This window comes from Paenibacillus thalictri, from assembly GCF_004307995.1.
In the GTDB taxonomy this organism is placed as follows: domain Bacteria; phylum Bacillota; class Bacilli; order Paenibacillales; family NBRC-103111; genus Paenibacillus_AF; species Paenibacillus_AF thalictri.
The window spans coordinates 450,006-471,389 of record NZ_SIRE01000005.1; the positions used below are offsets into that span (position 1 = coordinate 450,006).

At 51.0% G+C, this 21,384-nt stretch carries 21 protein-coding genes and 1 pseudogene; 18 read left to right on the forward strand and 4 right to left on the reverse strand.

Annotation, left to right across the window (positions count from 1 at the left end):
* The first annotated feature begins 2 nt into the window (after nucleotides 1-2).
* The 3 genes from nrdI to nrdF are packed head-to-tail and all read left to right on the forward strand — an operon-like array spanning nucleotide 3 to nucleotide 3,421.
* Nucleotides 3-362 (forward strand): class Ib ribonucleoside-diphosphate reductase assembly flavoprotein NrdI, encoded by a 360-nt coding sequence (gene nrdI, locus EYB31_RS08575; RefSeq protein ID WP_131012869.1) that lies wholly within the window; start codon nucleotides 3-5, stop codon nucleotides 360-362.
* Entirely contained in the window at nucleotides 349-2,433 is a 2,085-nt protein-coding gene (nrdE, locus tag EYB31_RS08580; protein ID WP_131012870.1) for a class 1b ribonucleoside-diphosphate reductase subunit alpha, read from the forward strand. The genes nrdI and nrdE overlap by 14 nt, the downstream gene beginning before the upstream one ends.
* A 28-nt stretch (nucleotides 2,434-2,461) precedes the next feature.
* A complete protein-coding gene (gene nrdF, locus EYB31_RS08585) occupies nucleotides 2,462-3,421 on the forward strand; it encodes a class 1b ribonucleoside-diphosphate reductase subunit beta (RefSeq protein WP_131012871.1) in 960 nt (319 codons plus the stop codon).
* A gap of 62 nt (nucleotides 3,422-3,483) precedes the next feature.
* Here the strand turns inward: nrdF and EYB31_RS08590 are convergent, their stop codons facing one another.
* Complete coding sequence (locus EYB31_RS08590) at nucleotides 3,484-4,374, reverse strand: LysR family transcriptional regulator (RefSeq protein WP_206105443.1); 891 nt, start codon at nucleotides 4,372-4,374, stop codon at nucleotides 3,484-3,486.
* A gap of 28 nt (nucleotides 4,375-4,402) precedes the next feature.
* Between EYB31_RS08590 and EYB31_RS08595 the strand changes: the two genes are divergently transcribed.
* Together EYB31_RS08595 and EYB31_RS08600 are read left to right on the forward strand one after the other, a co-directional pair.
* Nucleotides 4,403-5,059, forward strand: a complete 657-nt coding sequence (locus EYB31_RS08595) for a chromate transporter (protein WP_240762208.1) — start codon at nucleotides 4,403-4,405, stop codon at nucleotides 5,057-5,059.
* A complete protein-coding gene (locus EYB31_RS08600) occupies nucleotides 5,044-5,598 on the forward strand; it encodes a chromate transporter (RefSeq protein WP_131012872.1) in 555 nt (184 codons plus the stop codon). Before EYB31_RS08595 ends, EYB31_RS08600 begins: the two co-directional genes overlap by 16 nt.
* Nucleotides 5,599-5,729: 131 nt before the next feature.
* On the opposite strand, the gene EYB31_RS08605 is transcribed toward EYB31_RS08600, so the two are convergent.
* Both EYB31_RS08605 and EYB31_RS40110 read right to left on the reverse strand, forming a co-directional pair.
* A complete protein-coding gene (locus tag EYB31_RS08605) occupies nucleotides 5,730-6,107 on the reverse strand; it encodes a hypothetical protein (protein WP_131012873.1) in 378 nt (125 codons plus the stop codon).
* Nucleotides 6,104-6,253, reverse strand: coding sequence for a hypothetical protein (locus tag EYB31_RS40110; RefSeq protein WP_165452304.1), 150 nt, complete (start codon nucleotides 6,251-6,253; stop codon nucleotides 6,104-6,106). Before EYB31_RS40110 ends, EYB31_RS08605 begins: the two co-directional genes overlap by 4 nt.
* Nucleotides 6,254-6,569: 316 nt before the next feature.
* Here EYB31_RS40110 and EYB31_RS08610 point away from each other — a divergent pair, with 316 nt between their 5' ends.
* The 11 genes from EYB31_RS08610 to map all read left to right on the forward strand — a co-directional run bounded on the left by EYB31_RS08610 (nucleotide 6,570) and on the right by map (nucleotide 19,629).
* Entirely contained in the window at nucleotides 6,570-8,318 is a 1,749-nt protein-coding gene (locus EYB31_RS08610; RefSeq protein ID WP_165452305.1) for a sialidase family protein, read from the forward strand.
* 129 nt (nucleotides 8,319-8,447) lie between these two features.
* Nucleotides 8,448-9,338: an ABC transporter permease gene (locus EYB31_RS08615; RefSeq protein ID WP_240762210.1), complete on the forward strand. Its 891-nt coding sequence runs from the start codon at nucleotides 8,448-8,450 to the stop codon at nucleotides 9,336-9,338.
* A gap of 22 nt (nucleotides 9,339-9,360) precedes the next feature.
* Nucleotides 9,361-10,227 (forward strand): carbohydrate ABC transporter permease, encoded by an 867-nt coding sequence (locus tag EYB31_RS08620; RefSeq protein ID WP_131012875.1) that lies wholly within the window; start codon nucleotides 9,361-9,363, stop codon nucleotides 10,225-10,227.
* 9 nt (nucleotides 10,228-10,236) lie between these two features.
* On the forward strand, nucleotides 10,237-11,817 hold the full coding sequence (locus EYB31_RS08625) for a response regulator (protein WP_131012876.1): 1,581 nt from the start codon (nucleotides 10,237-10,239) through the stop codon (nucleotides 11,815-11,817).
* Between the two features lie 13 nt (nucleotides 11,818-11,830).
* A complete protein-coding gene (locus EYB31_RS08630; protein WP_165452306.1) occupies nucleotides 11,831-13,585 on the forward strand; it encodes a cache domain-containing sensor histidine kinase in 1,755 nt (584 codons plus the stop codon).
* Nucleotides 13,586-13,695: 110 nt separating this feature from the next.
* Entirely contained in the window at nucleotides 13,696-15,264 is a 1,569-nt protein-coding gene (locus EYB31_RS08635) for an extracellular solute-binding protein (RefSeq protein WP_165452307.1), read from the forward strand.
* Between the two features lie 8 nt (nucleotides 15,265-15,272).
* Complete coding sequence (locus EYB31_RS08640) at nucleotides 15,273-15,458, forward strand: hypothetical protein (RefSeq protein WP_131012879.1); 186 nt, start codon at nucleotides 15,273-15,275, stop codon at nucleotides 15,456-15,458.
* The gene (locus tag EYB31_RS08645; protein WP_131012880.1) at nucleotides 15,409-16,770 is read left to right on the forward strand and encodes a hypothetical protein; all 1,362 of its coding nucleotides are present in this window, start codon (nucleotides 15,409-15,411) and stop codon (nucleotides 16,768-16,770) included. Before EYB31_RS08640 ends, EYB31_RS08645 begins: the two co-directional genes overlap by 50 nt.
* 27 nt (nucleotides 16,771-16,797) lie before the next feature.
* Complete coding sequence (locus EYB31_RS08650; protein WP_131012881.1) at nucleotides 16,798-18,048, forward strand: sialidase family protein; 1,251 nt, start codon at nucleotides 16,798-16,800, stop codon at nucleotides 18,046-18,048.
* 227 nt (nucleotides 18,049-18,275) lie between these two features.
* The gene (locus EYB31_RS08655; RefSeq protein ID WP_131012882.1) at nucleotides 18,276-18,878 is read left to right on the forward strand and encodes a TetR/AcrR family transcriptional regulator; all 603 of its coding nucleotides are present in this window, start codon (nucleotides 18,276-18,278) and stop codon (nucleotides 18,876-18,878) included.
* Between the two features lies 1 nt (nucleotide 18,879).
* Nucleotides 18,880-19,629, forward strand: a complete 750-nt coding sequence (gene map, locus EYB31_RS08660) for a type I methionyl aminopeptidase (protein WP_131012883.1) — start codon at nucleotides 18,880-18,882, stop codon at nucleotides 19,627-19,629.
* 84 nt (nucleotides 19,630-19,713) lie between these two features.
* On the opposite strand, the gene EYB31_RS08665 is transcribed toward map, so the two are convergent.
* Nucleotides 19,714-20,040 carry a YnfA family protein gene (locus EYB31_RS08665; protein WP_131012884.1) on the reverse strand — a complete coding sequence of 109 codons (327 nt, stop codon included), beginning with the start codon at nucleotides 20,038-20,040 and terminating at the stop codon, nucleotides 19,714-19,716.
* A 211-nt stretch (nucleotides 20,041-20,251) separates the two neighbouring features.
* On the opposite strand from EYB31_RS08665, the gene EYB31_RS08675 reads away from it, so the two are divergent.
* Both EYB31_RS08675 and EYB31_RS08680 read left to right on the forward strand, forming a co-directional pair.
* Nucleotides 20,252-20,611 carry a hypothetical protein gene (locus tag EYB31_RS08675; RefSeq protein ID WP_240762212.1) on the forward strand — a complete coding sequence of 120 codons (360 nt, stop codon included), beginning with the start codon at nucleotides 20,252-20,254 and terminating at the stop codon, nucleotides 20,609-20,611.
* Nucleotides 20,612-20,992: 381 nt separating this feature from the next.
* Nucleotides 20,993-21,384 (forward strand): annotated as a pseudogene (locus EYB31_RS08680) (DEAD/DEAH box helicase); the annotation flags it as partial.

The following is a 21,384-nucleotide window of genomic DNA, read 5'->3' on the forward strand; positions in this document are numbered from 1 at the left end:
GCATGTTGATCGCTTACGACTCCAAGACGGGAAATGTCCGCCGTTTTGTGGAAAAGCTGAATATGCGGATGGTTCAAATTGAGGACAAAATGACCGTGGATGAACCGTTTGTTTTAATTACCTATACAACGGGTTTCGGTCAAGTCCCCCCCAAAGTGATGTCCTTTCTTCAAAAGAATTGCAACAATTTAATAGGTGTTTCAGCAAGCGGAAATCGGAATTGGGGAGAAGGTTTTGCCCGCAGCGCCGATCATATCGCAAAATTATACAGAGTACCCGTGTTAAGCAAGTTTGAGCTTTCAGGAACACAGCAAGATGTGGAAAGATTTAAACAGGAGGTGCGTTCGGTTGCTGCATATTGAGTTGAACAATTTATTGCTGCAAAGAGATACGGATGGCTTTTTTCAATTGGAAAAAGATAAGGAAGCCGTTAGCGCGTTTATGGAAGAAGTACATAACAAAAGTATTCATTTTGCGGACACAACAGCCAAAGTCCGTTATATGATCGATAACGATTATTATGAGGATGTTTATCAGCATTATACACCGGTGGAAGTTGAAGAAATCTATGCCCTCGCGCACAGCTATCGCTTCGAATTTCCTTCTTATATGGCGGCTTCCAAGTTTTATACGGATTATGCGGTAAAAAGCAATGACCGTTCGTTCTACTTGGAACATTACCCGGACAGAGTTTCGATTGTGGCCTTGTACCTTGCCCGCGGCGATATCCATACGGCAAAAATGCTGACGAGCTCCATGATGGATCAGCGCGTACAGCCGGCAACTCCGACATTTCTAAATGCGGGCAAAAGCCGGCGCGGAGAGATGGTTTCGTGTTTTTTGCTGGAGATGGATGATTCGCTGAATTCAATTAACTATGTTCTCGGCACTTGCATGCAGCTTTCCAAAATCGGCGGCGGTGTTGCCGTCAATTTATCCAAATTGCGCGGTCGCGGCGAGCCGATCAAAGATGTCGAAGGTGCGGCCAAAGGCATTATGCCGGTGCTCAAGCTGATGGAGGATGCATTCTCCTACGCCGATCAAATGGGACAGCGCAGAGGGTCGGGGGCAGCGTATTACAACATTTTCGGCTGGGATATTATGGAGCTGCTGGACAGCAAAAAAATTAACGCCGACGAGAAAACGCGCCTCAAGACGCTTTCGATTGGACTGATCATTCCTAATAAGTTTTATCAGCTGGCGGAAGAAAATAAACCGCTGCATGTGTTTGCTCCGTATTCCGTTTATAAAGCATATGGAAAACATTTGGACGATATGGACCTTGATCTGATGTACGACGAATTGCTGGCCAATGACCGTGTACGCAAAAAAGTTGTGATGAGCGCACGTGACATGATGATCAAAATTTCCATGATCCAGCTTGAATCCGGATATCCTTACATTATGAATAAAAGCAACGCCAATCAGGCGCATCCGCTTAAACGGCTCGGCGGTATCAAAATGTCCAACCTCTGCACGGAAATATTCCAGCTGCAGGAGACATCGGAAATCGCCGATTACGGCCAACTCGATGTAATCCGGCGTGACATCAGCTGCAACCTGGCATCTCTGAACATCGTTAACGTGATGGAACTGAATAAAGTGAAAGAATCCGTCAAAGAAGGAATCATCGCACTGACGGCGGTTACCGATATGACGACCGTGGCTAACGCTCCCGGCGTTGCCAAAGCAAACCAAGAGATGCATTCGGTCGGACTCGGCGCCATGAACCTTCACGGCTATTTGTCTAAAAATAAAATCGCTTATGAAAGCGATGAAGCTAAAGATTTTGCGCGGGCCTTTTTTATGATGATGAACTTCTACTCGTTAGAACAAAGCATGGAAATTGCCAAAGAACGCGGTGTTACGTTTACCGGGTTTGAACTTTCCGATTATGCTACCGGCACGTACTTCGACCGTTATACCGAAACGGATTACAGACCGGTCACAAGCAAAGTGCAGCAGCTGTTCCAGAAAATGACGGTTCCGTCTCCGGAAGACTGGGCGAACCTGAAGATCGCTGTACAAACCTACGGATTATATCATGCTTATCGGCTTGCTATTGCACCGACACAAAGCATTTCTTATATTCAAAACGCAACATCAAGCGTTATGCCTATCGTGGAGCAAATCGAAACACGCACGTATGCCAACTCCACGACGTATTATCCGATGCCGTATTTAAACAGAGACAACTATTTCTTCTATAAATCGGCTTATCAAATGGATCAGTTCAAGGTGCTCGATTTAATCGCAGAAATTCAAACGCATGTAGACCAGGGGATATCCACCGTTCTGCACGTGAACAGCGACGTAACAACAAGACAGCTTGCACGTTATTATATTTACGCGGCTAAAAAAGGACTGAAATCTCTTTATTACACTCGGACAAATCATCTTTCCGTTGAAGAGTGCATCAGTTGTTCCGTATAAGATAAGCCGGAAAGGGAGCGTTACAGCAATGGGTGTTTGGAAAGCCGTGAATTGGAACCGTCCGGACGACGATTTTACGGATACATTCTGGAAGCAAAATATTATGCAGTTTTGGACGGATGAGGAAATTCCGCTGTCTGACGACAAAATGTCCTGGCTGACATTAAACGAAGCAGAGCGGGAGCTGTACATGAAGGTTCTTGGCGGCTTAACTTTGCTCGATACGGTGCAAGGCGGCGTTGGAATGCCCAAAATTCTTGATCTGGTCGACGGGCTGCAGCGCAAAGCCGTGCTTGGCTTTATGGGCATGATGGAACAAATTCACGCCAAATCGTACAGCAGTATATTCACGACATTGGCATCGACAGAAGAAATCGACGATATTTTCCAATGGGTTGAAAACAACCGTTTCTTGCAAACCAAAGCGGAGACGATAACGCAATATTACAACAATATTCAATCACCTAAAGCTTTGTACTTGGCGATGTCCGCTTCGGTGCTGCTCGAAAGTTATTTGTTCTACAGCGGCTTCTTTTATCCGCTATATCTGGCCGGGCAAGGGAAAATGACAAGCAGCGGCGAGATCATTAACCTGATTTTGCGTGATGAAAGCATTCATGGCTTGTATGTCGGCATGTTGGCTCAGGAGCTGTATGCCGGATTGGATGAAGACGAACGGCAAGCCGCTTACGAGACACTGCAGGGACTGCTCCGCTACTTGCACAGCAATGAAGAGCAATATACTGAAGAGTTGTATTCCAAAGTAGGACTAACAAGCGAAGTAAAAGCTTTCTTGCGTTATAATGCCAACAAAGCGATGATGAACCTGGGACTTGAACCGTTATTCCCGGAAGAGGATATTAATCCGATTGTCCTTAATGGGATCAATACCCGTACGAAGCAGCATGATTTCTTCTCCAAGAAAGGCAACGGATATATTCGGACTGTAAATGTAGAAACATTAACCGATGATGATTTCCGGTTTTGAGATGAATAGAGCAAAATCGCTTTATGCCGTATGACATACCAGTCATAACGGCATTTTTTATGTCACCCGAAGCCCAAAGAGACAGCTTGGGTTATATGCCAAAGAAACGTCTTGAGTGGTGTTGTCATATATTTATCCCGATGGTGAACGGCAAATAATTCATTTTCCAACAAGAGGTCCTGAATAGACAGTGAAATCAATTTTCCTTGCGATAACGGCTCGTTGACAAGAACATCCGGCAAAATCGCAATGCCCAATCCAGCCTTGGCGGCTTCTATTAATGCCAGGGAATTCACGCTTGTCCATGTGGGCTGCGCAGTGTATCCGGACAAATAAAGCGCGCTGTCTAAAGTATCGCGGATCGCGCTGCCTTTTTCGCGCAATAATAGCTTTTCGGAGCAAAATTGCTGCAGCGTCAACTCCTTGTGAGCGATGGGGTAATCGGGAGCGCACACAATATATAACGGATATGATGCAAAAGGGGTACATAAATAAGGGCCTTGGGGAGCTGCCCCTTCAACTAATGCGATGTCCGCTTTGCCGTCGCGCAATATGTCAATGGCATTTGCTGCGCTGACCACATCGACATGGATCGGTATATCAGGCAAATCTTGTTCAAAAGCTTTTAATATTTTCGGTAACCAGAACGCCGCAATGGTAATGCTGGAAACAATGTGCAGGGGGGCTAGTTTTTCTAAACAGCGAAACCGTGTATCCAAAGCTTCGCATGAAGCTAAGATCGGTATAATTTCCTCCAGCAGGAGCCGGCCGCTTTTGGTAAGCTGAACGCTTTTGGATAACCGGTCAAATAATGCCGTTCCTGCCTTTTCTTCGAGTTCTCGTATCGCATGAGATACAGCGGATTGCGTGATATATAACTTTTCCGCGGCTCTTGTGAAGTTTCCTGTTTCAGCAACTGCCCGCAATATTTCAAAATGCCGAAGTGACATCATATGTGCTTCCCCTCCATGAGTAAAACTAATGGTTATTACGAAATATTATCATTTTACTAATGGATCAACAACCTCCATAATGAGTGACAAGGAGGCGGAGCAGATGATAAGCGAAAAAAACAAGCTATACATATGGCTTCTGGGCATCAATTTATTTATCAGCACGTTTACATTTGGCGGGGGATATGTGGTTGTTCCGATGATTCGGAAGTATTATGTATCCGGAAAAAAACTATTCAGCGAAGATGAACTCGTTGATATGGCAGCTATTGCCCAGTCTTCTCCGGGAGCCATCGCAATCAACTTGTCAACCCTTGCGGGGCTTCGGGCAGCAGGGATGAAAGGCGCTGTAATCAGCTGCATTGCCGCTGTCATGCCATCGTTTGTTATATTGGTGTTGGTTTCCAAGTTTTATGCTGCTTTTGCGGCGACTCCGTTGATTTCCGCGGTGTTGAGAGGCATGCAGGCAGGTGTGGCGGCCCTTATCGTTGATTTTATTGTTGATATGTGCGGTATGATAATCAAGGAACGCTCTATATTTCTTGCTTTGGCGGTTCCGGCGGCATTTGCCGCGAGCTTTATTTTTGAAATCAACGTCATATTGATCCTTGCAGTGTGCTGTGTTGTCTGCATCGTGCGGGTGTGGCTAAACGAAAGGCGGCGAAAACGATGGGGGAACTATTAACGCTGTTGCTGGTTTTTTTTCAAATCGGTTTGTTCAGTATCGGGGGCGGGTACGCAATCATCCCGTTTATTCAAGACCAGGCAGTTGAAAAATACGCATGGGTATCACAACGCGTTTTTACCGATATCATCACGATTTCGCAAATGACACCCGGCCCGTTAGCGGTTAACACCTCCACATTTGTCGGCTTACAGATTGCGGGGATACCGGGCGCGATGATTGCAACTTTTGGCTGTGTGATTTCAGGTGTCGGCATTTCGATATTGCTGTATCGCTTTTTCCAGAGATTTAACAAATCGGTCTATGTATTTGAAGTTTTGAACGGCCTGAGATCGGCTTCACTGGGCCTTATTATCTCCGCAACTGGAACCATATTGCTGTTGACGTTTTTTGGGACATCGGCAATAAGCGAAGCAGGCGATGTGGATTGGCTTGCGGCAGCCCTGTTTGCAGCTTCTTTGTTGGCACTGAGGCGATGGAAGATGAACCCGATCCTTCTTATGGTTCTGACGGGTGTTGTGGGAGGTGTTATTTATTAGAAAGCCGTCCGGCAGCAGCCGGTCAAACGAGGAGGGGGAGGGGATTTCAAGATATGTTTATGATGGAGCAGCTTGCCATGAGGCAGCTGCTCTTGCTTTTTCACAGGATGCGTGTTTCCGGTTCAGTTCAACTATGAAATCGGGAATTTTTGTCGATATTCATGTAGTTCTTTTTGAAAACGATGGAAAGGACTTGATAACATTTTTATATTCCTTTTTAATTTGGCCTTCTTTTTCCGATCATGCTGACACTCATTGAGCTGATCAATATGTTTATCGATTTTTTCACGTAGGGTTAGGATAAACCCGATGGCAATGTGAGATTTAGCCAACTCATGAAGATCGGTAGCAAGAGCCTCACTCAAATTCCGAAGATCCGGAAGGTGTAGCGACTTTGTCACATAAAAGACCTCTGGCGTAAAGTCCTCACGGTAATCTTGTCCCGGGACTTGATCCCAAAAGTCGTTCCATTCTCGCAGTAGGCCGGTTTCATACAAAAAGAACTTCAAAAACCCGCATAACCATGCCGTGCAACTTGTATTTCGTTTTTGGCATCCAATACCTGTGACAAGATGTCGACACCCTTTACAACAGGATCCTCCATCGGCGATACAAACATGACAAATGGAATCGGACCCGATCTCATGTAACGCATGAATCCCCATTGTTATGACGGTTTGCCTGCTTATCCGCATGGAAGGTGCGGTCGATTCGTGAGAGGATAACGAATCTTGATGTGATGAGTTAATATTCGTAGAGCCCGGCATTCGCACCCACTCCTTATGTTATTTTTAAAAAATCAAATAATCAGATATTTGAATGTAATGGGTATTATACAGGAATTGCAACCAAATCACAATTCATGCGCCGACCCATGCGAAACATTAATTCATCCCCCTTTTGACACGTCCGCTGAAAAATTAAGATATAACAAGGCGTACAATCACTGTCACCGAAAGGATGGGGTATCGATGAGTTTACCGGCGAGCGAAGGCGTCAAAGATGGACGAAATATTAAATGGGGTGCGGAAATCCCCCGCGAGCATTATTGCGATCAGCCGTACGTGGTCGTGGCGGAGGGCGGGCACTGGGTGTGCGTGCTGACGACCGGACGCGGAGTCGAAGGCGAGCAAGGCCAACATGTTGTTTCTGCGATCAGTTATGATCAGGGCCGCACATGGTCGGAGTTGACGGATATCGAACCGGCCGACGGGCCGGAGGCGTCATGGGTGATGCCGCTGCTTGTGCCGGGCGGAAGAATTTACGCGTTCTACACCTACAACAAAGACAATTTGCGGGAAATGAAAGCCGATTTCGAGCATATTCAGAAAAGGGTGGATACGTTAGGTTTTTTGATGTTTAAATATTCCGATGACGGAGGCATCTCCTGGTCGGAGCAGCGTTATCACGTGCCGATCCGCGAGATGCAGATCGACCGGGACAACCCGTACGGCGGCGCGGTGCAATATTTTTGGGGCGTGGGCAAACCGATCGTCCATGAGGGAGCCGTTTATATGGGGCTCGCCAAGGTAGGCCGCTTCGGGGACGGCTTTATGGCGACTTCCGAAGGAATCTTTCTGAAAAGCGCGAACATCCTGACGGAATCCGATCCGGCGCGCATTAAATGGGAGACGCTGCCCGAAGGGGAAAGCGGCATTCGGGCTCCGCTTGGCAAGGTGGCTGACGAGCATAATCTGGTCGGACTTTCGGACGGCAGCTTGTATTGCACGTACCGCACGGTGGAGGGACATAACGGGCAGGCGTACAGCCGTGACGGCGGCCACACATGGACGGCTCCGGAATATGCGGAGTACCAGAGGTTCGGCCGTAAAATCAAGCATCCGCGGGCGGCCAACTTTGTGCGCAAATTCAGCAATGGCAAATTCATCTTGTGGTTCCACAATCACGGCAAGGACAACCGGGCCACACCTTCGCTTGCGTACCGCGACCGCAATCCGGCATGGCTGTGCGGCGGCATCGAACGGAACGGATATATCGAATGGTCGCAGCCGGAAATCGTGCTGTTCGACGACGATCCGGCGGTGCGTATCAGTTACCCCGATTTTATCGAGGACGGCGGACGGTATTTTATTACCGAGACGCAAAAAACGGTTGCCCGCGTTCATGAGATCGACCCCCAATTGCTGGAAGCCATGTGGAACCAGCATGAGAATAACAGCGCGGCCGCGCGTGGTCTGGCGCTGGAGCTTGCCGGCCCGAACCTGGCCGGCGCTTTCGCGGAAATGCCGCCGCTGCCGGCGCTGCGCGAGGGAGGGGGCTTTGCAGTCGACGCCTGGATATATCCAGCGGCAGGAGACGCCGGCTCCATGCTGCTCGATACCCGCGGCAAAGACGGCAAAGGCGTGGCAATCAGCATGACCGAACGCTGGACGCTGCGGATTACGCTAAATGACGGCAGGAGCGAAGCGGCCTGGGAAAGCGATGCGGGCATCATTTCGCCCAACGCCTGGCTGCATGCCGCGATTATTGTGGACGGCGGGCCTAACATGATCACCTTTGTCATCAACGGCCAGCTGTGCGACGGCGGCGCGGAACGGCAGTTCGGCTGGGGCCGGTTTTCCCCGTACATGCTGGATGTGAACGGCGGGGAGAAGGCGCTGGTCGGACCGGATTGGAAAGGGATTATCGGCAAACTTCGCGTCTACGACCGGTATTTGCTGACTTCCGAAGCGGTAGGTAACTACAGAGCGGGCTTGTAAACCGGCAGCGGGCGGACCATCGCCTTAACTGTCCCCCCGAAAACATGAAGATAACCATGTGTTCCGGCTAACTGACGGCGCTTACAATAAAACATGACCTCTTATTTTACAGAAAGGAGCCGGAGCTAATTGAGGTTAATACTTAAGCATAGATGGCTGTATGCGCTGCTTTTTCCTTCGATTGTCTATTTTGCCTTGTTCCATTTTTTGCCCTATTACGGGCTGTCGATTGCGTTTAAAGACTTTTCTCCGTTCCGCGGCGTAGCGGGCAGTCCGTGGGTCGGCCTGAAGCATTTCAAGCAGCTGATGGACAATCCCGACTTCACGCGGCTGCTGACGAACACGGTGCTTGTCAGCTTGTACAAGCTTGTCTTCGGGTTTCCCGTTCCCGTCATCTTTGCGCTGCTGCTGAACGAAGCGCGAAACGCCTTGTTTAAGCGAACGGTGCAGACAATTACTTATTTCCCACATTTTTTATCATGGGTTGTGTACGGGGGGATCGTAGTCTCCTTTCTCACCCCATCCGGCGTGATCAACGCGATGCTTCAGTCGCTGCGGCTGGATGCGGTCAATTTCCTGATCGACGAAGCGTATTTTCGTCCAATCATCGTGGCGACCCATATTATGAAGGAGTTCGGCTGGAGCGCGATCATTTATTTGGCGGCGCTGGCCGGCGTCAATCCCGAGTTGTATCAATCGGCGACCGTCGACGGAGCGGGCAGGGGGCATCAACTGCTGCATGTCACGATTCCGGGCATCATGCCTACGGTTACGCTGATGTTTATCATCAATCTGAGTCACATTCTCGACGCAGGCTTCGAGCAGATTTACGTGATGATCAATCCTTCGGTGTATCAGGTCGGCGACATCATCGACACCTACGTGTACCGGATGGGACTGGAACGCGGCCAATTCAGTCTGGCAACGGCCGTTGGCCTGTTCAAAGGCGTTATCGCCTTCGTCCTTGTCGTATCGGCGAACGCGCTGCTCAGGAAGGCCGGCCAGCGGTCGATTTGGTAGCACACAAAAAGGAGCTGTAAGCATGCGTGCAACATCCTGGACCTTCGGGGACTTTATCATATTCCTCGTTTTGACGGGGGCGTGTATAATAACGTTAGCGCCTATCGTTCATGTATTTTCCGTATCGCTTAGCGGTTCGGAGGCGGTATATCATTCCAGTCTTATGTTATATCCGAAAGAGCCGACCCTTCAGGCGTTCCGCTACATCTTTGCCACGCCGACGCTGATCCGCTCCTTCGGCATCACCGTAACAATTACGGTGGCGGGGACCCTGCTGAATCTGCTGTTTACGATTACGGCGGCTTACGCTCTTTCCAAAAAATATTTACCCGGCCTGAAGGTGTTTATGCTGATTGTTGTTGTGATCATGACGTTTAATGCGGGAATTGTGCCGAATTACTTAAACGTCAAAGCCTTCGGCATGATCAACAGCTTGTGGGCAATGATCATTCCGGGCATGGTGAATGCCTTCTACCTGATCTTAATGAGAAATTTCTTCATGGATCTGCCTCAAGAAATCGAGGAGTCAGCCAGAATGGACGGCGCAGGGGAACTGATGGTGGTGGCGCGTGTGGTCATTCCGCTATCGCTGCCGGTCATCGCCACGGTAGGGCTGTTTTACGGCGTCGGGCACTGGAACGAATTTTTCAAAGGCGTTTTTTACATTACCGATGCAAGCAAATGGCCTTTGCAAGTGCTGCTGAAAACCATCGTATTTGATCAAAATTTCAACGATTTGACAAGCGCCGACACGACCAATGTGAACATCGAGCCGGCTAACGTACAGGCCGCTTCCATCATGTTTGCGACTGTTCCGATTGTGCTGGTATATCCGTTTTTGCAAAAGTATTTTGTCAAAGGAATCGTCATGGGCGCCGTAAAGGGGTAGACGCGATCAATGAGTTCGGTTATGGACATTTTATTGGTAGAAGACGAAACCGAAGTGCTGGAGGGAATTTGCCTGGCCCTCCGGCAGCTTGTTGCGGACACATGCCGTATTTATGCGGTCGGCAACGCCGAAGACGCGAGGGAGATTTTGCAAGCCATCCGACCCCGCGTTATCGTAACGGACATTGTGCTGCCGGGAATGTCGGGGCTGGAGCTGCTGGAGGAAGTGCGGACCATCCCCGGTTATTCTCCCAAAACGATTGTCATCAGCAGCTATAACGAGTTTGCTTACGCGCAGCAAAGCCTTCGGCTGGGGGCGCTTGATTACGTGCTGAAGCCGTTCGACAAGTCCGAGTTTATTCAGAAAATCGCCGGCGTGTTGGAGCTGATCGAAGGGGAAGACCGCAAGATCAGCGAGCTGCAGCACCAAATCGAGCATTCCCGGATGGGTACGAAGGTGCTGATGGACCAGTATATTTTAAGCTTCTGCACCAAAAAAACGCACCTTCAGGAGCATATTTATCATCGGCTGCAGTTATGGAACTTGACGTGGCTTACCACAACGCCGTACCGCCTGTTCGCTTTCGGGCTGCACGGCGATGCGCATGGGCGTGACAAGGAGGTCGAGCTGCAGCTGTTTGCCGTAAGCAACGTAGCTGCGGAAACGCTGCAGCGCTTCCCGCCTTCCTATTTGCTGAAAAATGTGCATAACCGCTGGATTGTCATTACCGCGTACCCTGATGCAGAACAAATCATGGAAGATATCCGGGATAATGTGCGGAAATTTCAAAGACAAGAGCTATTTTTCGGGGCAAGCGCAACGATGTTTTCGTTTCAATCGCTGTCGGATGCCTACGATCAGGCGATTCAGGCTTTGCGTTGGGCGTTTGCCAACCGAAGTCCTTTGTTGTTTTACAGCGACATATCCGAAGGACGCGGGGAAAACATGTCCGGCGACGCCGATGCCGACTGCGTATCCATGCTGATGAACGGCGACTCGGAAGGAATTGAGGCCGTTGTCGGGCGCAAGATCGACAATATGGTTCGCTTCACCCACGTGCAGCATCGCAAGCAGCTGGCGCAAAGCTGTCTGGACTGGATTATTGCCGTGCAGGCGCTGCTGAACGAGAAAACCGGTTTTCAGATGGATCAAATCCCGCTTTCGTTGTGGGAAAAGCTCGAGCAATGCGCCACGATGGAGGAAATCAAGCGAGAGCTGACCGGCTATTATGTCGCTTTATCGTCCAAAATCGCTTCCGATTTGCCGGTCATGAGCAACGCGATTATCGAGCAGGCGAAGGCGATCATTGCCGAGGAAAGCCATGGGGAGCTTTCCTTAAATCGGCTGGCCGAGCGGCTGGCGATTCACCCGGTGTGGCTGAGCCATTTATTCAAGAAGGAAACCGGGCAGAACTTCTCCGATTATATGATCGATTTGAAGATCGACAACGCCAAAAAGCTGCTGCGGGAGTCAAGTCTGAAAATATATGAAATCGCCGCCAAAATCGGATATCAGGATCTTCAGCATTTCGGGAAAATTTTTAAGAAGCGTACGGGCATGTCTCCCAAGGAGTTCCGTTACGGCAAATAAGGGGAGGGGCAAGGTGAAAGTTCATTTAAATCTGTACGCCAAGCTTGGCATATTGCTTGTTTCGATTGTCACTATCCCAACGATGCTGTTGGGATATTTGTCTTTTCACAAGTCGAATCAGCAAATCCAAACGGTAACCAACGCTTTTTTGCTTGATAATTTGCAGCACAACTCGGAGCGGGTCAACGCGTTGATGGAGCGGATCGTACAGCAATCCGAGAAGGTGATCGCTTCGAACAAAATCAAGGAAGCGCTGCTCAGTCCGCCGCCGCAATCGCTGCTTGAGGAATATGATTTTATAAGACAGATGAATCCGCTGATCGATGAGCTGCGAAGCGATTATGAGATGAGCATTTATCCGAGAGAGCCGCTTCTGTACCCCAACTATGCCAATCACGTAAACGGTCGGGAGCCGTGGTTTCTCAACGCGCTGGAGAGCGAAGGCAAAGGCGTCTGGTTTCTGCATTCCGTCAATGGCCAAACTCCGACCGATTTGCTCTATGTCAGGGCGATCAGAGATTTTCCCCATCTGCAGACGCTGGGGGTGATGACCTTAAGATTGCCCCGCTTTTTGCTTGCCAATCAGCTGATTATCCCCGAACGGGTGGGTCATTTAAGCTTTTACATGGTTGATGAAAGGGGGCAGATCATCGCTTCCAAAACAAATCCCCCCGATGCCCCGATGGTTGATCTCCCTCCGCCGGTTTCCGGACCGGAAAGCCCCGTCCAGGCCATCAAGATAGGGGAGACCGAATACTACACGGCGTCCGCCTCGCTTGGCAAAGGCGATTGGCGCCTGGTCGCGCTGATTCCCGTCGCTGAGTTAACCGGGCCGGTGGAAAATATTAAGCGTTTTACATGGCTGCTCGTTGCTTCAGGTATTGTGGTGATGAATGTGCTGCTGCTGATTATTGTGCGGAAAATTACGGTGCCCATCCGAACGCTTGTCCGGCATATGAAACGGATTCATTTGGGCGACCTTTCTTATTGCCGCGAACACGGCCAACGAACCGACGAGATCGGCCAGCTGATGCGCGGCTATAACTCCATGATTACCGGGATGAGCGAGCTGATTGCCAAAACCAAGCAGTTCGAGGAGGAAAAGCGGCGGCTTGAAATCCGGTCTTTGATCCATCAGATCAATCCGCATTTTTTGTACAACACGATGGACACGATCAAATGGAAGGCTGTTAAAGCGGATGTGCCCGATATCGCGGACATGGTTTCGTCGCTGTCCAACCTGCTTCGCTTCAGTATTAACAACGGCGACGAACTGACAACCGTAGAACGCGAGCTTGAGCATGTGAAAAACTATTTGAGCATCGAGCTGCAGCGCAATCATGACGCTTTTTCGGTGATGTTCCAAATCCAGCCCAACATCCTTCATCTGCCTTTTATGAAACTGACGCTGCAGCCGATTGTGGAAAACGCGATCAAACACGCCATGAAGAAATTAAAGGAGGGCACGGGTAAAATGATCGTCTCCATGTACCGGACGCAGGACGGCGGAGCTATCGTTTGCACGGTGGCCGACAACGGGCCGGGTATCGCAAGCGGTCTGCCGCAGCCGTTGCCCCATCATCAGCCCGAGCAAGCTGGGCAAGACGGAAGCGGCGAGCATGCCGGCGTCGGCCTGTTTAATGTGGACCGGCGGCTCAAGCTGAAATTCGGAGAAACTTACGGGATTTCGTTGACTAACCGGGCGGAGGGCGGCTGTATGGCAACGCTGCTGCACCCGGTGATCGCTCCTGCGCCGCCTTTAAACTGAACAAAGCACGGTAAAACATTAAACCAGCCCTGTTACTTTACGGTTCGGGAAGCGCTACCATGAGGGTGCAGATAAGGCAATCTGCGTCATAAAAAAAGGAGGTTATCGCTTTGAAGAAAAAGATTGCGACAGCGGTTGCAGGCACGCTGCTTAGCTCTGCGGCGCTGATCGGCTGCAGCGCCGGACAAGGAGGACAGGCGCCGGCTGCGAGTGGGGCTTCCAAGGAGCAAACAGCGACCGCCGTACAACCCCCGGCCAAAATTACCGTCATCAAGCCGCTTTATCCAGGACACATTTACCATCCCGATTCTGAGCTGGAGAAGCTGGTTGAGAAAGCGGCGAACGTCGAGGTGACTTACGATACGCCGCCCAGCGCCGACTACAAGACAAAGCTTAGCGTGAGGCTGGCGGGGGGAGACATCCCGGATATCATCAACACGTTTAGCCCCAATGATCCGGAGCACAACGCGCTGATCGATCAAGGCGTGTTTATGCCGCTGGACGATCTGCTCAAAAAGTTCCCCAAACTTAAAGATTCATTCAGCGACGAAACATGGAGTTACATGAAAAACCCGACCGACGGCAAAATTTACGGAATTCCGTGGATGAGGGACCGCGGCGGCTCGGGGGTCGTCATCCGCAGAGACTGGCTTGACAAGCTGGGCCTTCAGCCGCCCAAAACGTGGGACGAATTTGTCGAAGTGCTCAAGGCGTTTAAGGACAAAGACCCGGATGGCAACGGGCAAAACGATACAATTCCTTTGACCTTCAAGGACAATCAAGTATCAAACCTTTATGCCGCGCTGCCGCTGTTCGGAGTGAATCCAGGCTGGTCCCCCGCTCCAGGCGATCCGGGCAAGCTGCAGTACGGGCTGATTCAACCGGCGGCCAAGGATATGCTGAAGGCGTTCAGGGATCTTCGCCAGCAAGGGCTGCTTGATCCCGATCTGCTTGTCGGCAAGACGCTGGGCATCGATAAATTCAAGGCCGGCAAAGTTGGCGTATTGGTCACCAATGTCGGCGATTTCCGGCAATTTGCCGTAATGCCCGGCATGAAAGCGGAGATCCTGGACCCGCTTGAACGTCAAGGCAACATATGGAGTTTGACGCTTCCCGCTACGCCGATCAACCGGACGAATCAAATCTCGAGTAAATCGAAAAACCCCGAGGCGGCGCTGCGGTATTTGGAATATCAAATTACGGGCGGCTTTGATTACATCCAATACGGCGTGGAAGGCAAGACGTACAGCGTGCAAAACGGCGTGAAGATCCCTTTTGCCGACGATAAGAAGGACCCGCAATACAATACAAACGTTGGGCTTGAGCTGCTGCAGCCGGAGTGGCTGTTCAGCGACACGGAGAAATATACCAAATTCGTGTCCAAGGAAATTGCCGAATATATGATCAAAAAACTCGATACGTATGAAAAATACGTCATGTACGACTATTTGCGCCCCAATGTGACGATTCCGACCTTACAGGAAAAATCGAGCCAGCTCCGGCAGGTGCTGGAGGAGGGCTACACCAAAATGCTGCTCGATACCAAGGTGGACGTTGATAAGACGTTTGAAGAAATGGCGGGTAAATGGAAGTCCGGAGGGGGCGACAAAGTAACGGAGGAAGTGAACCGGCTGCAAAAGGACAAATCCGCGCCAAGCTACAAATACCGCAAGAAGTAGTTGGTATCATGACGGCATGCCAAGCGGGATTCGGGGATATCGCCAAACCTGCCGCGGCGTGCGAATTACGCGGAGCGGTTTACGGTGCGATATCCCGAAAAAAATCATCCAGCCGGGATGTAACCGGCGAATCGGGGCGTTCGTATGGAAACGATGTTGTTTTGGGACGACTGGCTGTTGTGCTCCAGCTTTAACGTGGTTAGGAAGACAGGGAAGCCTGTATGGATCAAGGAAGCTACGCTGGAGGATGGGCTGACGGAAGGAACATGGAACTTTCCATTGGTGTTCCAGGATGAAGACGACGGCTTATGGAAAGCGCTGTACGGCGGGGCGGTTGATTTCGATCCGGTACGCTTTCATAAAAACCGCTACCTGCGCAATCAAATCTTACTGTATGCCGAAAGCGCCGACGGCATCCATTGGGTGAAAAGGGATGTAAGCGCCGCGGTGTCGTTTTCCGGCAAACGTTACGCGTCCAACCAAGTATTCGGGCTGGCCGGACATTGCGATGGCGGCCCGGTATTTTACGACACACGCGAGACAGACCCAAACCGCAGGCTGAAATATTTATTTGCAAATGACCGCAAACAGAAAATGGCGGTTTCCCGCGATGGCATTCGCTGGAGCGTCGAAGAAACCGGCCTGCCCGAGATCAAGCTGGACTCGCCGATCACCTGTTTTTATAACGAGAATTACGACTGTTATACGTTATCGCGACGTGTCCATAATGGGGACCGCCGAATTGCATTGATTGAAACAACCGATTTTCACCGGTTTACGGAGCCCGCGGTTGTGCTTCATCCGGAGCCGTCCGATCCGGCGATGGTGCAGTTTTACGGGATGCCCGTTTACAAGTATGAGCGGATGTACGTCGGCTTGCTGTGGCATTTTCATACTTATCCCGGCGAAATCGAATATCATAAGGATTTCGGTCCGATCGACTGCTCGCTGGCGTACAGCTTTAACGGGAGAAACTTTTTCAAGGCGCTTCACGGGCCGTTTATTCCGCGCAATGAACGCGGCGAACACGGGGGAGGCTGTATTTACGTCAGCACGATGCTGGTCGATTCGGAGCACCGGATCCGGTTTTATTCGGGCGGCTCGAAGACGGAGCATTTTCAGAACCAGCACATGGCCGACGCTGGTTTGATGCTGCATACGCTGCGGCTCGACGGTTTCTTTTATCTGGAAAGCCACGCCATGAAGGGCAGCATCATGACACGCTGCGTCCGGTTCTCGGGGGATACGCTGAAGCTCAACGTGCGCGCTCCTTTTGGAACCGTACGCGTGCAGTTATCGGATGCGCAAGGCGCTCCCAAGGAAGGTTTCTCGTTTGCGGACAGCGTCCCTTTTACGGGCGACGCGCTGTTCCACGAGCCAAGATGGAGCTCCGGCCGCAGACCCGGGGAGCTAGGCGGGGAATATATGCATATTGAAGTGGAACTTATAAGCGCGGAGATTTACGCCATACGCGGCGATTTTGAAATCGGCATCGGCGTCAAATGATGCCCGACAAGGAGATGGGGGAGCGGTATGAATAACGAGCCGTCCATATTATCCCGTGAAGAAGAATGGAAGCGTAGCCGCCCGGACGTGGCCGTCTACATTCCTCAGGAAGATGAATACACCGGCGACAACGAGCATTTTCTCGTATTTCAAAGTCCGGGCGGGGATTGGCTCGCATTGTGGACGCAAAGCTCAGTTGAAGGGCACGGGGACAACCATCTGGTCGTTGCGCGGAGCAAAGATCAATTGCAGTGGAGCGAGCCCGCCTATGTGGCCGGTTCCAGGCGCGGCGAGCGGGGAAATCAAGCAAGCTGGGGATTTCCGGTTGTTTCCCGGCAAGGCCGGATTTACGTATTTTATACGAAGGACATTGGCGTGTATGATGTCGATTCTCAGACGACCGGCACGATGGGCTGCGTATATTCCGACGATGACGGCGCGACGTGGACGCCAGGGAAAGATATTCCAATGGCGCGCAATCGGTACGATCATCCCGATCCGCGCGTGCCGCGCAGCTGGATCGCCTGGCAAAAGCCGATCCGCGACAGCCGCGGGCGCTGGATAACCGGATATACCCAGTGGAGCAGCCGCGCCGTGTATCCCGGACCGCCGGAGGGCTGGTACAGTAAAGATTCCCGCGCGCTCTTCATGCGGTTCGACAACATCGACGAAGGGCCCGACCCGGATGAGCTGCGCGTCACTTGGCTGCCGGAGGACGGAATCGGATTGGAGGTCGGCTACCCGCAAAGGCCCGAATTGTCCGTCGCCCAAGAACCCAGCTTGACGTTGCTTCCGGATGGGCGGTTGTTTTGCGTGATGCGCACCTATACCGGGTACATCTGGTACTCCGTATCGACCGACGACGGAACGACATGGCGGCATCCGGAACCGCTCCGCGACCGGGACGGCGGAGACAAGCTGCTCCAGCCTATCGCCTCGTGCCCGGTGTACAGGTTGGCGGACGGACGTTATGTGCTGGTGTACCATAACAATGACGGACATATCGGGCCGTATGCGCCGAAGGACGCGCTGTTTAACCGCCGGCCTGCATTTTTGGCCGCGGGGCGTTATGTGGAAGGCGCGCATCAGCCTGTCTGGTTCGGCAAGCCGCGCATGTTTCTCGACACCGACGGGCTGGCGATTGGCCCGAAAGGGACAAATGAAATCGCGACATACCCGAGCTTGACCGAGTTTCAGGGCCGCATGACGCTGTGGTACCCGGACCGCAAATTTTTTCTGCTGGGCAAGCACATTACCGAGCAATGGCTTGAAGATTAGTTTTTATTTCAAGTCCGCCCTGTAAGCGGCAATAAATGGTGCCGGCAAAACGCAATGAGGGTGTCCCAAAAGCCGTAAAAATGGCTGAGGGGATACCCTCTTTTCATTTCGTGCAACAAAAAGGCTTTCGACACGAGCCCATGCATCTTCGGGTTGACTGAAAAGGAAAATTATTGTATTCTTATTTCGACATTCCAGTAGGTCAAAACAAGGAGGGACTTTCGATCATGTCTCCCCGAACGAAGGAGCAGAACGAAGAGATTCGTGCGATCCGGATCCAGCAAATGCTGCGGGCGGCTGCGCAGGTGTATATCGATAAAGGCATAACGATGGAGATGCGCGATGTCGCGGCCCAAGCCGCACTCGGTTACGGAACGGTTTATCATTATTACAAAAATAAATACGAATTGTTTGACGATTTGCTGTGGTGCGCTCTCGAACAGGCGAAATCGGTCACGGAAACCGCCTTGGGCGGCGGAGGACCCTGGCCTGAACGGCTGCGGAATTATATCGTGCTCATGCTGCGCCAGTGGTCGGAGGATCTAGCGGTGTTCATCCTGTACAAAATGTCGGCGGAAAATTTTCACCAGCTGCCCGGCGGCCGCTATAGGGAGCTGTCCGAGCGGTTCCACGAAGAGCTGATCTTGCCGCTGGCGGAGGTATTGCGGGAATGCGCCGGCGAGCGAAGCCCGGAAAAGGCGGCCAACATGCTGATTGGCTCGCTGGTCGGCTATGCCGGATTGCATATTCATCATCAGCATGAAGAGATGGATGGCGATGAGGCTGCGGAAACTTTGCTTGCGGGAATTTTGCCGGGAGGGAGCCGATAATATGGTGACTTTGAAATCGGCGGCGGAAATCGAAGAGATGAAAATAGCCGGGCAATTCGTCGCGGCATGCCACAAAAGAGTGGCAGAAATGATTTGTCCGGGCATGACGACGCAGGAGATTAACGACGAAGTAGAGCGGCTCATCGCGAAAGCCGGGGGGAGGGCTCCCACTTTGGGCTACAATGGCTACCGGTATGCAACGTGCGCTTCCGTGAACGATGTGATCGCGCACGGGTTCCCGAACAACAAGCCGCTGCGGCAGGGAGACATCGTCACCATCGATATCGTTGCGGAGTTGAACGGTTGGGTCGGCGATTCCGCATGGAGCTATGCGGTCGGCTCCGTCTCGGAGGAAGCCGAGAAGTTGATGCGGGTCGCGAAAGAGTGCATGTACGTCGGTATCGAACGGGCAACCGTCGGCAGCCGGATCGGCGATGTTGTCCATGCGCTTCAACAACATGCGGAGCAAAACGGTTTTGGCGTCGTGCGCGATTTGCTTGCCCATGGAGTGGGTAGAAGCATGCATGAGGAGCCTAGTTTTCCGCACTTCGGGTCGCCGGGTAAAGGATTCCGCCTTAAGGAAGGCATGGTTTTTACCATTGAGCCGATGTTGAACGCGGGAACGTATCGCATGACGATCGATGACGACGGCTGGACCGCGCGAACCGCTGACGGGAAGTTATCCGCTCAGTATGAACATACAATTGCCATTACGAAAGCGGGGCCTGTCATTTTGACTGCACAGGAATAGCTTCGCATCGTTTCCACGCAATTTTTATATAGAAAAGGCCGGCGATGTTAGCCGGCTTTTTACTGAACAAACGCCTACCCCTTGTTAACTCCTAGGTGCCCATAACATGACGGATACACCTACTATGCAAATGGCGGCACCTATCCAATCGTACATATCGGGTGTTTTTTTATCGATAAGCCAGCCCCACAGCACCGCGAGGATTACAAATACACCGCCATATGCGGCGTATACGCGCCCGAACGCTGGGAAGCTTTGGAGCGTCGGAATGATGCCGTACAAAATCAGGATGATGCTGCCGACAATCCCATACCAAAGAGGCTTCGATTCCCGCAGCCAAAGCCACACCAAATATCCCCCGCCAATTTCAGCAAGACCCGCTAGCACAAAAATAATAATAGCCAGCAGCATAAAAACTCTCTCCTAATACGAAACGTTATTTTCTATCTTCTCCAGGCATTCCGACCACGTCATGCATTTGCAGCTTAATCCGCTATCTAGTATCTGTATCATCGAATTCAACTGCTTCTTTCGTTCCTCAAGTTGGGACCGCTTCTGTTTGGCCATCTGTTCCCAACGTTCCGAAAGCGAGCCACCCGTTTCAAAGCCTTCCAGCAAAACAATGATCATGAAAAGTATACTTAACTTGGAAGGTGATGTAAATGAAAAACGCGCTGGCCGGTCTTGGGTTATTAGGAGCATGTGCCTTATGCTGCGCCTTTGGGGAGAGCTAGAAATGAGAAGACTTGGCATCACAGAGCTTGAAAACGGGTACCAATATGCTTTCCCGGGAGACACGGAAACACTGCGGCTTATCAATGAATGGGTAAGCATGGAGCGGACATGCCCTCCTTTCCTAACGTTTACGGTCATTGCAGGCAATGTAGATGAGCCGCTTCTACTGAAGCTGACAGGACATGAAGAAGCAAAAGCTTTCTTGCGATCCGACATTCAATCAAATATAAACATCATCATCGGATAATCACAGGAAAAACAATGAAACCAACCGCATACAAAAGAAAAAGCCAACCGCATCACGAGCAGGTTGGCTTTTTGGAAATAAAAAAACGTTTTACAGCGAAAATAAACAAATGCTGCTTGACCAGAAATGTGCTTGTTACCCTTTAAAAGGGCTTCCAACCTCGGATGCCACCATTACAAGCGTTAAGGTGAACCGTACCATAAGTGACGCAAATTTTATGGTAAACAGGGGAGCCCAAGACGAGGTGCCGCTCTTAAGAGTTCCGTCTATACATTATAAGTAGAAATTGCCGTTAAGAGAATGCAGTGTCCATCTCATATCTGGTGTATAATGCAAGAAGTGAAACTTCCGCATCGATGGCAGCATGACAAAGGAGATTTTATGACATTTGAACAATTGAAATTGATTCCCCCCATTCTTAAAGCGCTGGCCAAGGAAAATTATAGACAGCCCACTCCTATACAGGAGCAGGCAATTCCGCCAGTGCTGGCGGGCCGAGATTTGTTCGGCTGCGCTCAGACGGGGACCGGCAAGACCGCGGCGTTCTTGCTACCCATTTCCAACTGCTGAGCGAGCAGCAGGCACGACCGAGCGGCAAACGTGTCATTCGTTCGCTGATCCTGACGCCTACGCGTGAGCTGGCGATTCAGATATCCGACAACTTTAAATCTTACGCACGTTTTTCGAATCTGCGAAGTGCCGTGATTGTAGGCGGCGTCTCGCAAAAAGCTCAGGAGCTGGAACTCGAGCAAGGCATGGACATTCTGATAGCG